Genomic DNA, 14615 nt, shown 5'->3' on the forward strand with positions numbered 1-14615 from the left:
ATCGAAGCTTTATTCTTTGTACTCCAACCTGGCTACCCAACCATCCATAGTTGTGGTCAGCACTTGACCATTGCCAATTGGAAAGACAGTATTGACTAGGGCATTGGACAATTTGTGCGCCCAGACCAGTTGGTGCTTTTTTTCATCAACGGCATAAATCAGGCCTTTGTCCATAGCAAGGTAAATCAGGCCATCCCGTTCTACGGTAGGCGTTGGGCCGATTTCGTAACCAAATCCAAGGTTTAAGCTCCACGATTTTTGCAAATTAGTATTGAATGCCACTAAAGAATCCTGCATGGCTTTGATGTAAATGACCCCTCCATCTTCAGAAATACCCAAAGATTCGCGGCCTTTGGCATAATTGCTGCGCCAAATTTCTTTTCCAGTAAGGGCATCCAGCGCAGTAACGTAACGATCAGGAGCTGCAATAAAAACTTTTCCTTCGGTTACCACCGGGAAACAAGCTGCGGGAGAATACAAGCGGGAACTTTGCCCATTGCTCCAACGCCAGATGAACCTGCCGGTTTTTTTGTCAAGTGCGTAAAAGAAGGTTCCCCAATCTCCAAAATAGACCTGTTCTGCGTCGGTACAAGGGGTGCTTTCTACAAAACCAACCACACCATTGAATGACCAAAGGGTTTTGCCATCTTTCAAATTAAGCGCCCGGAATTTCCCTTCTGATGAACCCAGGTAGATTACTTCGCCTTCAATCAGGGGAGAGGCCACAATGGATTTTCCCGTTTTTACTTTCCACAGCAATTTCCCGGTTTTCAGGAGCAGACAATAAATTGAACCATCGGTGGACGCTACTACTACTTGCTCTTTGGACAAGGCAGGAGTAGCAAATATTTTCCCTTGGGTGGTGTAGCTCCATTGTTTTTGTCCAGTTTTCAAATCAATGGCGACCAATTGGCCAGCACTGTTGGCGTAAAAAGCCTGGGTTGCATTGGCTACAATTCCTGCGCCTACATCACTTTTGTCCTGAAACTTCCAGATGGTTTTTACTCCGGGAAATTGGGCATTGACTGCATACGAAGGATGTTCAGCCATTTCCTTGTTTTGGGCAGCGTAAGGGTGCTTGTAAAGGTAAACTTTGTTCCAATCTGGCAAGGTTTCTCCTTGGGGTTCCATTACCTGAATGCCATCATTGGCCACGGTTTTGAGTGGTCGGCGCTCGGCATAATACAGGGTATCAAAAACCATTCGTACTAGGTTGTAACCACCAACTGGATCTTTTGCCCGCAAATTGGAACGGCCCATTACATTGGGAATGCCTTCTGCATCAAGGTGTTTGTTGCGGTGGCCGTGTCCACACAGGGCAACCTGGGTGTTCTTTTTTTTCAAAATCTCAATCACCTGATCCCAATTGGCCAAACCCGCATCGAGCGGGTAGTGGTTGACAAAAATGATGGCTTGATTGGCTGGCGTTGCGGTAATGATGGAATCTAACCATACCAAATCTTCTCTGGGGACAAGTCCGGGAGCCATGCGCATGTTGGGGCCACTGCTGCAACCTATGAACCTTACCCCGGCGTGGTCGAACAAAAAACGATCTGCACCAAAAATAGTACGAAAACTATTGCAGCCACTCTCCGACCATTTGGTATCGTGATTGCCCGGTACGATGTACCAGGGCTTGTTGAGCTTACTCAAAATATTTTTGGCTTCCTGCAATTCTGCATCGGAGCCAAATTCAGTAACATCACCAGAGTGGATCACAAACGCGATGTCTTCCTGGGCATTGATGTCTTTTACGGTGCGCTCCAGATCCTCGGAGGCGGTAGTACTGGCTCCGATGTGCGTATCACTGATGTGTGCAAATTTAAATGGTTGGGCTTCGGCGATTGTGGAAAATACCAGGGTAAAAAATACCGACAGGAGTAGAAATCGTTTCATTGGTGTTATTTTTAAGCTAAATTTCAAAAAAACATCGTGGATTACCCTTCATACTGAAATACTACGCCATGAACCCACACTTCCTAAAACGCATTTTGGTCATCAGCAGTGTTGTCATGCTGGTGTTATTGACCTGGTTTGCGGTTTCATTTTACTTCCAATTGTACCGCAAAGTTAACCTCAGCATTTGTGCGGGCAGGCAAAATGGTGAAGGATACCAATTTGCCAGCGCCATCAAAAAAGTGGTGGCTGACCATTATGCTTACAAAGTGCGCAACCTGGAGGTAATTGAAACACCTGGTTCAGAAGCCAATTCTGACTCGATCGTCAACGCAAAAGCGGATTTTGCCCTCTTACAAGCCGATGTGGAGCATTTTCCCGACAATGGCGGGATCGTCGCAATTCTGTACGCCGATCTTTTCCAGTTGGTGGTGCGCAAAGGCAGTGGCATCAAACACATGCAAGACCTCAAAGGTAAAAAAGTAGCCCTGCCTGAGAAGGGGAGTGGGCAATACTCTTCCTTTTGGGCTTTGGCGCATTATTACGGGATTCAGGAAAAAGACATTCAGGCTTATCATTTGTCCAGTGCTGAAATTAGCCAGCGCATGGTTTCGGATTCGCTGGATGCCACTTTTGCTGTACGCGCCCTGGGCAATCATTTCATTCAGGATTTGTTGCGCTCAGGAAATTTTGAGCTGATCCCCATTAATGACATCGATGCCTTTCGCATTGATCGACCATCTTTGACTGCAGGAATTATTCCCAGAGGTGCTTATGGAGGCAATCCGTATATCCCGATGAATGCCGTTTCTACAATTGCGGTGCCGCGCTTGTTGGTGGCAAGGGACAAAACCGACAAAGAAGCAGTGCGCTTGATCACCCAATTGCTCTTTGAGCGCCGCAACGACCTGATCAAGGCTTTAGGACACGAGTACCAACACCTTACCGGATCGATTGCTCAACCCGATGGCCGACAGGGTACTTTTATTCCTTTGCATCCAGGAGCTCAAGCCTTTTACGAACGGGAAAAGCCCAACTTTTTTTCAGAAAACATTGAATTGTTTGGTGTCCTGATCTCCATTATGTTGCCTTTCCTGTCTGGTTTTTTTGGATGGTACGCCAACCGCGTAGATCGACAAAAGAATACGGCAGATCGATACGCGATGGAAGTAATGGCGATCGTCAATAGTTTAAAAGAAGTGGAGGATCGAAAAAATCTGGATATCAAACGAGAGGAGATGTTGGGGGTACTCAACCGGGTAATGGAAGATTTGGACAATGACGTTTTGAACCTGGAGGGCTTTCACCTCTTTTCGTTTACCTGGGAAATGGGCTATCAAGCACTGAAAGATCGAGCAAGGACGATAGCGGGCAAATAACCTGGAAGACCCAAAAGAGAGAAAGCAAGGTTCTGCTTCCTCTCTTTTGGTTTGTTTTACACAATCAACTCAAACTTATACTGCAAGCGCTCAATGATCGGGCTTTCCTTGCCTGGCATGGTATTCTCCAGGATGATGTCCACATCGATGGTTTCGCTTTCCGTTTTATCAGTACTATCGAAAATCACTTTGATTTTACCGGATTCTCCAGGTTTTACGGGATCGGTAGAATAATCCGTAGTGGTACAATCGCAGGCAGAGATGATGGCAATTTTCAGGTCGGCATCTCCTCTGTTGGTGAATTCGAAAGTGAACTCGCGTTTTTCGCCCTTTTTTACCTTTCCCAAATCCAATTCCCGGCGGTTGAACTGCATGATCGGCACGCCTTTCAGGTCCTTGGAATAGTACAAAGTTGAAAAACGGTGGATCGTGTCCTGGGCTGGTTTGGGCGTTACAGGCAAAGTATCGTGTATCAGGCGATTGCGATTGGGGGCAGGCTTGGTGGTAGTTGCAGGTTTTTTGCGCAATTCCGCCCGTTTCATCACGATCTTGGTTGGTCCTTTCACGATCTTGAACTCGGTACGACGGTTCAGTTGGTGCGCAATTTCTTGCTCCTCCTTCGTAGCCAGGTTGTCGATGAACTCCTGATTGAGGGTGTCTTTCACTTTCATGATCAGGTTCTGCGCCGCCATTTTTTCATTCACAACTTTGGGCAGTGATTCCCCATAGCCCTTGGCCTGAATGCGGGTCGAACCAATGCCTTTTTGAATCAACCACTTGCGCGCCGATTCTGCCCGACGTTGAGAAAGATCCTGGTTGTAAGTGTCTTTGCCCCGGTAATCGGTATGAGAACTGAGCTCGATGACCATTTCAGGGTATTTCTTCATCAGGTCAAACACCAAGGTAAGGTCTGGTTCAGATTCAGGTGTGATCTTGTCATCGTCGTAACCATACACAATGTTGTCTAGCAAGATGGGCTGCTCAGTGGTAATGGTATCGTATTCGGGTTCTTCTTTTACCTTGGTTTCAGGGAGTGGGCGCAAGAAAAAGCGTTTTTCCAACACTTTGGTTTCCTTGATGCCCAGGGTTGAAAGTTGCGCGCTGTCGGGATAATACCCTTGAGCTGTGACCCGAATTTTGTAAGCTTTGTCGAGGGTAAGCGGGAAATCAAAACGATTGCCACTTGTATTGGTTTTGAATTCTACAGGCGTGATTTGCTGCGCAGTAACCACCTGACTCAAATCGGTAGAAGCGCCTTTGAGCGGCTTTTTGCCCGCATCAAAAACACCCACCACCAAGTCCACCTTGATGCGGGGTACTTCAAACTCATAAATGTCGTCGCAACAGGTCTTTGATCTTACCGATTTATTGGTGCCGGGGCGGTTGGAGGTAAAGAAACCTTTGTACCCTTCGCGATCCAGCGAAAAATATTGGTCATCGGTGGAGGAGTTGTAGCCATTGCCCAGGTTGCGGGGTTCGCTCCACATCTGGCCATTCCAGGCCGTGAAAAAGATGTCCTCTCCGCCGTAGCCAGGATGACCATTGGAGCTGAAATACAGCGTTCCATCAAAGTAGAATGGCGTGATTTCATCGCCCGGTGTATTGATTTTTGGTCCCAGGTTGACGGGGTCACCGTATACGCCTTCGCCTTTGTACGTAGCGTAAAACAGATCCAGTCCACCCTGGCCTCCCTCCATATTGGAAGAAAAAAAGAGTACTTCTTTGCCAAACAATTCACCAACTACGGGGTGGAGGGACAAATATTCGCCATTCACTCCAGTGCATTCCTGTGCTGCACCCCAGCCATCGCCACCACCCTGGCTGTAAAAGATTTTGCTTTCTCCAACTTCGTTGCCCTTCATTACCGCGCGGGTGAAATACATGCGGCTGCCATCAGCAGAAAAAGAGACAAAGGTGGTTTGGACGCCTTCGCGGTTGATCTTTTGATCCAGCGCTTCTGGCTTGTTCCAAGTCTTTTCGCCTTTGGTGGTTTTGTAGATTTTAGCACTTTTTTCGTCAGCAGTATCTGAAGCAATGACCACTTCGTCGGTATCAAAGCTGACCAAATAAAGGCTGCCATCGCGGTAAAGCGAAGGCGAATATTCCGAAAAGCCAGTGCTTACATTTTTATCCAGTGCTTTGGGCGTTATCTTGGCCTTGGTTTTGGACATGGCCATTTCACAACCCGTCACTTCGTATTGGGCCAGTTCTTTGAGCTTTTCATCTTTGGTCGCACCAATGAATTTTTGAAACTCATCTACTGCCTCTTCACAATTGCCGTTCATTTTGAGGACACGACCATACTTGAACCGCAAATCGATGTAAGTGTTCTGCTTGGCTTTGCGCAACAAGCGGCTGTAATAGCGGGCAGCCTTGGTGTAATCGCGCAATTGGTAGTTCATCTCTGCCAGCATAGGGAGTAAAGACTCATCTTCAACTTCCTCGAAGGCCTTTTCAAGCAGCGTAACTGCCTGATAGTAATTCTTTTCCTTCATTGCAGCCTCAGCAGCCTCCATATTGGCCTCACGAGATGATTTGCGCAAGGGCTGTGCACGAAGTGCAACACAAGCAAAAAGAAGCAAAAACAAAATTGAAAAATAACTTTTCATATCAACGCGGGATATTTGGCTTCTAAGTATGGTGTATCTACAGTTTGTTTGCAAGTATGGCCTAAAGTCTTGGACACAAAAGAGCAGGTGATACATTGGGTTGTTTGTAAATTTTGATGATGTAGTTGGCCGCCAACTCAAATCCTCCTTTGATGCCCCGATCACTTGACAATTGCCCCAAGCGCATGTCCCAGGACGCACCGAAGCGGAAGTCTTTGTAGTCGACACCCGCCAAAATGATGGCTGCATCGCCTACCCGATAACCCAGGCCAGCATTGAATTTTGTGTCTTTGTCCCATTTGTATCCGCCCATGACTTGGGGTACGATTTCAACAAAACTTGCGGTTGATTGAATCAGGATGGAAGGCGAAATACTGATTTTTTCAGTCAGGTTTCTCGTAACCAAACCATGCGCGACCAATCTTGCCGGGCGTTTTACTTTATTGGCTTTTTTACCAGTATCAGTAGTATCGCGGTTGCCCAAGCTGAAGCCGTATTCAGGCCCATTGATGTGGGTGGCAGAAACGCCAAACTCCACGAGTTCTCCATTCTTGTTTTTGGAACGGTACATCAAACCCACCGAATAAGACCGAGAAGTAACCGGAGATTGGTAATATGGATCTTTGGGGTTGGTACTGCCTTGGCCAAACCGCTGACGGTCGGAACTAGTCAATTGCCCGGAATTGTTCAGGATGTCTTCCTCGAAGCGCAAACTGTCTGCCCGAACGGTATACTTGCTGCCTCCCATTGACAATCCCAGGGTAAGGTGTTGCGTCCCTTTTTTGTCCAGTGCAAAATGGTAAGAACCACTAATTGCTCCTTGTACCGCTGAACCCAAACGAGAAGTACCCGCACGGTCACCGTAAAACAAAAAACCGGCACCGACCCAGTCATTGCGCTTTTTGCGGAAACCCTTGATAACCGGGGCATCAACGAAAAAAGAACGGGTGGAGTAGTCTCTAGGTAAGAACAGCCACTGGTCGCGAAAAATACCACCGATCCGAGCTGTACCAAAAAAAGCACCCGTTTGGGCAGGGTTTAAGGTCAGGGGTGACATGTTGTACTGGGAAAAATGGATGTCTTGGGCACCAAGTCGGGCCGCAGTGCAAAGCAAAAAAAGGAAGCTCAGCCGGTAGAAAATTCTCATACGCTGGTATTTAAACGGTAAGTTAGCGGTAATAAACGACCGCACAAACAAATAAACGCAGATTCGCCGTAATTATGGATTGTATTGAGTGGTTTTACCGTTTTTTTTTATTTTCTGTCTTCCATCAGTTAATCTTTTCAACTACGGGCAGTTCAATAAGTGCACAAATTTTAGCCACATCAATGTTGTTCATACATTGAAAATGTCCTTTGGGACAAACATCGTATCCAATCTTGGAACAAGGGCGGCAGGATAAATTGGCTACTTCAAAGGTTTTATTCTCATCCATTCCTTCGGGATAAAAAGGCGTCATGCCAAATTCTGGGATGGTACTGCCCCAAATGGAGATGACTGGTTTGCGCAGTGCTGCTGCAATGTGCATCAAACCAGTATCGTGCGTGATCACTTGCGCGGCTTGCTTTACCAATGAAGCGGATTGATGCAGGCTGTATTGTCCACAAGTGTTGATTACATGTGTACCCGCTAGCTGTACGATCTGATCACCGGTAGCCCGGTCGTCAGGGCCACCAAGCAGCAAAATGGGCTGTTGAATCCCTTGACAAATTTCAACCAATTTGGCAAGGGGCATGCGTTTGGTGGCATGGGCTGCGCCGATGACCAAAGCAACATACTGGCCTTGTTGCAGCGCTTTGCGTTGGTCGGGTGTATATTTTGAAGCACAATCAATGTCGCGCAACTGGACTTGCTGTCCCTCCGGGATGAAGTAATCCAGTCCTTTTCCGTCGTATTGGATGCCCAACTTTTTGGTAGTGTCCAAGTAACGGTGTACAATGTGGATCTTGGGGAGCAGGTTCCACTTGAGATTGACCATCAACCATTTGGCCAGGTTAAGCTTGTTGAAGGATCGACTGGGGCGACCCAGGATCCATTTGACTTGCAAACTGCGTAGATTGTGGTGCAAATCGATGACCCAATCGTATTTCTCTTTTCTTAATTCAGTCTTGATTTCTCCAACTTTGGATTGAATGGTGTAGACTTTATCTATGTATGGGTTGGGATCCAGTATCCCTCTGAAGCCTTTTTTGGTTAAAAAATGTATTTCAGCATTCAATTGTTGTTTCAAACAGCGCACCACAGGAGTTGTTAGGACAATGTCTCCAATCGAAGAAAATCTAATGATCAGTATTTTTAATGGCACAGCGATTTTATTTTAAAGCAATGGGCATATTAGGCTCCCCTGCTATTGTAACCTAATTCGGGGCGAAACTACTGAACTACTTGGACTTAAAGACTTAAAGCAGATTAAATGATCTGCATCAATTCGTAAACTGGCAATAAACTCACACCCTGATAATGTTTATTTTCTTCCAGGCGTTCGCGGTGTGCTGCCATCAATTCCTCATCTTTTTGCATAAAATTCCACATTGTGCGGGTTACTTTGCAAAATCTTTCGAAATCGTGGGTCGCCGGAAGCTCAGGTACACCCAGAGCTGTTAACAAACGTTTAAACCGATCCAAACTGTATAGCGTGTACTGATCCGGGTATCGAAAGGCCAGATACAAGGAAACGATTTGGTAGCCATCCTGGTGAAAATGCTTGCCTTCCCGGCTGCGGGGATGTTTTTCGAGGTACTCGGTGAGGAGCTCATCACAATAAAAAACAATCCGCCCGACCCGGCCATCAATGCTTTTGCTTTCATTGTAAAGATCCTGAAACATCTGCTTCACAAAATCGGGTTGCATGCGCCAAAACTCCAGCATCATGCGCTTAGGCTCATAGTTTTCGCGGTTCCAGAGGCGACGGGTTTGGGTATTGTTGAGGCTGCGGTTGTACATTTCAGCCAGATCGGAAGCTTCCAGGTTCCAATTTTCCTGAAAAATCTTTTGCGACTCATATACATAGAGGTGCTGCTCTTTTTGCTCAGAAAGCAGGTGTGTTTTGAATTGCTCGAGTACTTCTTGAATTTTTTTGAGTTGCATGGGATGCCAATTGTCCGTTTGTCGCTGGTTTGGTAAATGAATCAGGCTACAAAATTGAAAAATTTTGGGCAATTTATCAGGAAACTTAACGCTTGACGAACGCAGAAAAACGCATGCATATTTCTTCACCAAAACTTAACCCCCAGTTTACTGTGATTTAAGGAAATTTGCATGAAAATCAAAAAGTCATGCGCAACTTCCTGCTAGGTTTATTTCTTTGTCTTGCCCTGTATGCCAATGGTCAATCCATACGTACATTCCAAACTCCGGGGGTAAAAGAATATTGCCACATCGATACCCAACTCAACCGAGCCATTCTGCCTTCGGGCCGAAGGGTTACTCCGGCTGGGCAAGTGGTTCGAATTACCCATGATCCTTTTGGCATGGCGGTTTCGCCGGATGGCAAAAACATCCTGACCCTGCACGACGGGGTGATTACCCTCATCGATCCTACCCAGCCACAGCAAGCGCTGCGCATTCCTTCTTACGACGGAAAAATTACCGGAGCATTGGAAGGCGCTTCCTTCCTCGGTGTGGCTTTTGCTGCCGATGGCAAATTGGCGTACCTCAGCCAAGGGGACAAAGGCAAAGTGGTGGTGTTTGACCTCGCGCAACGCAAAAAAATTGCCAGCATCGACTTGAATGGCGAGCTGAATGGCGTGAAATATGAAGACAGCTTTACTTCTGATCTGGCTTTGCACCCCAATAAATCCGAACTATTGGTACTGGATCGCGGCAATTTCCGCCTGGTACGCATCGATTTGGCCAGCCAAAAAGTAACCGCCTCCATTCCAGTTGGCCGCCAACCCTTTGGTTTGGCCATCAGTCAGGATGGAAAAACCGCGCTGGTTGCCAATGTAGGCTTGTATGCTTACCCCGCAGTACCCGGCGTGACACCCAACAACCGCGATACCATGATGCTGGATTTTCCGCCATACGGTACTTATACCTTAGCATCTGTAGTAGGGGATACCCTGGAAGATGGCCGCATCATTCCAGGTTTGGGTAGCCCTCTCGCTCCTGAGGCGATGAGCGTATTTGCCATCGATTTGCAGCAAAACCGGGTTTCCAGTATCTTTAAAACGGGTCGCCAGATCGGTCACTTTTTGGAAGATGCAGAAGTGGTGGGTGGTGCAAGTCCAAACTCCATTGCGATGGGCAAGCAATTTGCTTATGTCAGCAATGCTACCAACGATTTGATCAGCGTAATTGACCTTCAGCAACTGAAGGTTGTGGCAGAATTTCCCATCAAAGTAGACAAGCGATTGGACAATCATCGCGGGTTGATGCCCTTTGGGCTTACCCTGAACAAAGCAGAGACGCAACTCTACGTGGCGCTCCTCGGTTTCAATGCTGTAGCCGTAATCGATGTGAAGAGTAAAAAGACCCTGGGCTTGATTCCTACGGGTTGGGGGCCATCGCGGGTGCTGCTTTCTCCTGACGAAAAAAACATTTACATCACTTCCATTCGCGGTTTGGGTGCTGGCCAAAATGGGGGCAAGGGTTTTGTGAAACCTGCCAGGGGTACCTACATTGGAGACATTCAGCAGTCTACCTTCCAAGCGGTTGCATTTCCGGACAAGGCACAGTTAAAGCTATACACGGCTCAGACGCTGGCCAACACCTTTCAGGAAGTAAAGGTGATCGACGATGCGCAAAACCCACTGCCCGCCCTTCCTGGCCTGCGCCAAAGCCCCATCAAGCACATCGTGTACATCACCAAGGAAAACCGCACTTTTGACGAAGTGTTTGGCCAACTTCCCAAGGTAAATGGCGATCCCAGCCTGGCGCGATATGGCGCAAACGTTACGGTAAGTACCCGAAAAGACACCATTCGTGGCGCGAACATCATGCCCAATCACCACAAAATTGCCCAACAATGGGCAGTATCTGACAATTTTTATTGCGATTCGGATGCCTCCATTCACGGCCACCACTGGATGATGGGCGTGGTGCCCAACGAATGGGTAGAAGCCAACTCCAGTGCAGATGGTGCTTTCAAGACGTTTTCAACTGCCCCGGGTCGCCGTTTTCCAAAGGCGACAGGTGCCATTGACCCTGAAGATTACAACGAAATTGGGGGCTTGTGGGAAGCGCTTGAGCGCAAAAAAGTGCCTTTCTTCAACTTTGGTGAAGGCAACGAATACGCTGGTGTATGGGAAGAATGGGATCACCTGACGTTCGGATCCAAACAACCCGTGATTTTTCCGCTGCAAAAAGCAGTGTATGACAAAACTTCCCGTTTTTACGCTGGTTTCGACATGGATTTGCCCGATCAGGTTCGCGTCGATCAGTTTGAACGCGAGTTTACCGACCGCTGGTTGTCCGGCAAAGCTGAAATGCCAGTTTTGGTGGCGATGCAATTGCCCAACGACCACGGCGCTGGTGTACGTCCGGAGGCAGGATTCCCATACGAGCATTCCTACATGGCCGATAATGACCTGGCGCTGGGCCGCATTCTGCAATTTTTGTCAAAAACGCCGTATTGGAAAAACATGCTGGTGATCGTCACCGAGGATGACCCACAAGGCGGGGTAGACCACGTTGATGCACACCGCTCGGTGTTGATGATGGCTGGGCCATACGTAAAACGCAATCATGTATCCCAAACCCACGCCAACTTTGGTTCACTCCTCAAAACGATCTACAACATCCTGAACATCCCTTATGTCAACCAATACGATGTAACGGCCACCTTGTTGCAAGATTTTTTCACGTCCGAGCCAGATTTAAGTCCTTACCAATTTGTAGTTCCAGACCAAAGGGTTTTTGATGCCAAAAAGGCCATGGAGATTTACGAAAAGACCTACCAGTGGTCAGAAAAAATCCGCACGCCTATGGATGATCCGAAAGATCAGCGGAAGAAATTTTACAAGAAGGAAGAGAAGTAGAGCAATTAACTTTTTGCGTAATACTAAGAGATTGGGGCATCCTGAGAGGGATGCTCCAATCTTATTGAAAAAAAGATGGAAGATCAGGCCCAGACAGCAAAAATCTGCTTTCCATTCCAACTGAGTTCTTCTGCTTTCCATTGCTTTTGTTCCTGGTGGTCAAAGATGAGCAGAGCGCCCTCTTGAAGTCCGAGGCGATCCAGGTAATCGGTCAATTGGTTTAGTCCATTCTCGTGGGCTTGTTGACCGCGCCAAAGTTTCAGTTCGATCACATACTGGTGTTGATAGTAAGTGATGAGGATATCTAAGCGCTTTTCTTCCGAGATTTGGGGCTCTTTGAAGGCATGGCCGTGGCCATTGAGGATAGGTTTGAGGAAAGCCAAAAAGACCAGGCGTCCTTGGCGTTCCAGAAAATCGCGTTCTTTTTTGCTGTACTCCGCTTTCATCAATTCCTGAAATTTCAGGAGGGCTTTGGGCACGTTGAAGCGGTGGCCAGGAAGCAAGAAAGAATCTGCACTGTCGCGACCAGCAACTGGAGAGTAATGTTCGGCATTGGCACTCAGGTAATTGTAGATGACCTCGCGGTAAATGCGGTTATGTATAGCCAATCGGAAGTTGTCTTTGGAAAAAATGCCATAAATCAAACCCAGATTGATGGCATCAGCATAAGGATCAAATGAAAAATCGATCCCTTCAATGAGCATGCGTTCGATGAGTTGATATAAATCGGGATTGTTCCGAATGTTTTTGATCAATTCATCAAAATTGACATTGGATTCCCGTACCAACATGTTGGCGGCTTGGTCTACCTCTTCAGTTGCCCAACTCTTTTCAGGTTTGGCGGGCAACAATTTTTCAGCGACAATCTTGCAGAGTTTGCTGACCAAAAATGGATATCCAGAGGTGTAATAAAAAAGCCTTTCAGCAACTGCTGCTGCGTCTACCTGTACCTGGTTATCCGTTGCATAGGTTTCGAGCATGGGGCGAATCTCCACCGGAGAAAAACTCATCTCGACCTCAAAATCGGCAGCGATGTTCCAAGGAGAATTGTATTTGCGCTCTTCATCTGGGCGAAGTTTGAGCTTGAGACTTTTGACGTCATGAACGCCTGTAAGGATGATCGAATGAAAGGTTGCTTGCTGACTCCGCTCCAAATATTTATCGCGAAGCATGCCAAGAAAATGCAAAAAAAGCTGATTGTTGCTGCTTTTATCTACTTCATCGATCATCAACACCAGTTTTTTATTCAGCGATTGAATCACCCGGGTAAGATAATGCGACAGCGTTCTAAAGGTCAGGTCGAAGGGCTGGGCTTGACCCAATGCTTCAGTCAAATGCGTATTGGTACTCAAACCCGCTTTAAAACGCAGTTCATCCAAAAAGACCTGGCAAAAGCTATTCTCGTCCTTAAATGCAGCTTCTCCAAGGCTTTCAAAACTCATGCGAATCACCAGGTATTCTGCCTTTTGATTCAAAGCAGCTTCCAATTGAAACAAAGCCGTGGTTTTACCATACTGTCGAGGGCGATTGATGGTGAAATAGTCGCCTTGTTCGATCATTTCCAAAATGCGGGCATACATGGCAGTAGTGTCGGCCATGTAATGCTGCTCGGGAAAGCAAACGCCCGTAATATTGAAACGCTTCTTCATAGGGGCAAAGATAAGGAATGTTTTGGGACGAGGTAACAATCATTAGGCGCAATGCTTTCGTTTACACGTGGATAGCACCCCTCCTAATTCAACGAATACGTCCTCAAAAACCGCCACAATCGATCATAGCGATCCAGGACGATTTCGGTGACGCCCATTTTTTTGAGTTGATCACGGTAGGATGCAGCGAGGTTTTCAAAATCAGGACGCAGGCTCAATCTGGCGATGGCAATGGCCCGCATGCAGCGGTGCAGTTGATTGTGAAAATAGGTAACAGGAGAGTCTGGGTCGGAGTTGTAGAGGTTGTCTACATTTTCGAGGCGGGTATAGCGTTCGAGGAAACTGATGCCTCGAGAAAAAATTCCTTTTTGAATTTCTTGAATGGCGGGAAGGATATCCGCTTCGCAACAAATAGAAAAGCGTTGCATGGGTTCGCCAAACAACTTGCTCAAGGGAGTAAACAAGGTGAAGTTGTTGCTTTGCAGTTCGGGTAAGTCGTTGGTAAAGGGCAATGCCAAATCCTCTACAGCATCGTGTCTTACGCCCAAGTAAACCTCCAGCGTATGCGAAGCATCCCCAGGTATCCAATTCAGCATGATGCACTGAAAACCCGTGGGAGTAACCCGCCGAAATTGATTGAGCTGGGGCATAAAAAAGTAATCCCGTTCCACGAGCCGCTTTTTTAAGGCCTCGTGAATTTGATTTTTAAGTAGACTTGAGTGTTGAAAATGGATGCTGCTCATGCAGTAAGTTTAAATACTAAACGAAGTTACGGCATATTTTTGAATAGAGTGTTAGCAAATTGTAAACTTTCACAATTTTCGACCAAAAAATCGCTAATTACTGCATGTTTGTATGCAAATGGGGGCAAGCAAAAAAAACGAATTTGGGTTCATGAAAAGCACAAAAAAAGCCAGGAGTTGATTACCCCTGACTACTAAAGAAACCCGACTGTTATAAAATGCAAAAACTAAAAACAGAAGAAAAAAAGATTGTAGTTCAATTGAGTAATCCGCAAACCGTGGGTCTATACTCATTTTATGAAAACTTTAAGTAACGCAGAAAAATTAACTTCCCGATTTTGGGTTTTGAATAGGAAGTCG

9 protein-coding genes are annotated in these 14615 nt (G+C 46.8%); 2 read left to right on the forward strand and 7 right to left on the reverse strand.

Annotated elements, in window-relative coordinates; translation table 11 throughout:
• Positions 1 to 9: 9 nt before the first annotated feature.
• Positions 10 to 1896: an outer membrane protein assembly factor BamB family protein gene (locus tag ABW391_RS25395; protein WP_353484711.1), complete on the reverse strand. Its 1887-nt coding sequence runs from the start codon at positions 1894 to 1896 to the stop codon at positions 10 to 12.
• 68 nt (positions 1897 to 1964) lie between these two features.
• On the opposite strand from ABW391_RS25395, the gene ABW391_RS25400 reads away from it, so the two are divergent.
• Entirely contained in the window at positions 1965 to 3275 is a 1311-nt protein-coding gene (locus ABW391_RS25400) for a TAXI family TRAP transporter solute-binding subunit (protein ID WP_353484712.1), read from the forward strand.
• 56 nt (positions 3276 to 3331) lie between these two features.
• Here ABW391_RS25400 and ABW391_RS25405 read toward each other — a convergent pair whose 3' ends face one another.
• The 4 genes from ABW391_RS25405 to ABW391_RS25420 all read right to left on the reverse strand — a co-directional run bounded on the left by ABW391_RS25405 (position 3332) and on the right by ABW391_RS25420 (position 8972).
• Positions 3332 to 5884: a DUF1573 domain-containing protein gene (locus ABW391_RS25405; protein WP_353484713.1), complete on the reverse strand. Its 2553-nt coding sequence runs from the start codon at positions 5882 to 5884 to the stop codon at positions 3332 to 3334.
• 61 nt (positions 5885 to 5945) lie between these two features.
• Positions 5946 to 7031: a PorP/SprF family type IX secretion system membrane protein gene (locus ABW391_RS25410; protein ID WP_353484714.1), complete on the reverse strand. Its 1086-nt coding sequence runs from the start codon at positions 7029 to 7031 to the stop codon at positions 5946 to 5948.
• A gap of 124 nt (positions 7032 to 7155) precedes the next feature.
• Complete coding sequence (locus tag ABW391_RS25415; protein WP_353484715.1) at positions 7156 to 8190, reverse strand: glycosyltransferase family 9 protein; 1035 nt, start codon at positions 8188 to 8190, stop codon at positions 7156 to 7158.
• Between the two features lie 104 nt (positions 8191 to 8294).
• Entirely contained in the window at positions 8295 to 8972 is a 678-nt protein-coding gene (locus ABW391_RS25420) for a hypothetical protein (RefSeq protein WP_353484716.1), read from the reverse strand.
• A 188-nt stretch (positions 8973 to 9160) separates the two neighbouring features.
• Here ABW391_RS25420 and ABW391_RS25425 point away from each other — a divergent pair, with 188 nt between their 5' ends.
• The gene (locus tag ABW391_RS25425) at positions 9161 to 11863 is read left to right on the forward strand and encodes a bifunctional YncE family protein/alkaline phosphatase family protein (protein WP_353484717.1); all 2703 of its coding nucleotides are present in this window, start codon (positions 9161 to 9163) and stop codon (positions 11861 to 11863) included.
• A gap of 83 nt (positions 11864 to 11946) precedes the next feature.
• On the opposite strand, the gene ABW391_RS25430 is transcribed toward ABW391_RS25425, so the two are convergent.
• Both ABW391_RS25430 and ABW391_RS25435 read right to left on the reverse strand, forming a co-directional pair.
• A complete protein-coding gene (locus ABW391_RS25430) occupies positions 11947 to 13512 on the reverse strand; it encodes an AAA-like domain-containing protein (protein ID WP_353484718.1) in 1566 nt (521 codons plus the stop codon).
• Positions 13513 to 13595: 83 nt separating this feature from the next.
• On the reverse strand, positions 13596 to 14255 hold the full coding sequence (locus ABW391_RS25435) for a hypothetical protein (RefSeq protein ID WP_353484719.1): 660 nt from the start codon (positions 14253 to 14255) through the stop codon (positions 13596 to 13598).
• Between the last annotated feature and the right edge of the window lie 360 nt (positions 14256 to 14615).

This window comes from Haliscomenobacter sp., assembly GCF_040403615.1.
Lineage (GTDB): Bacteria > Bacteroidota > Bacteroidia > Chitinophagales > Saprospiraceae > Haliscomenobacter.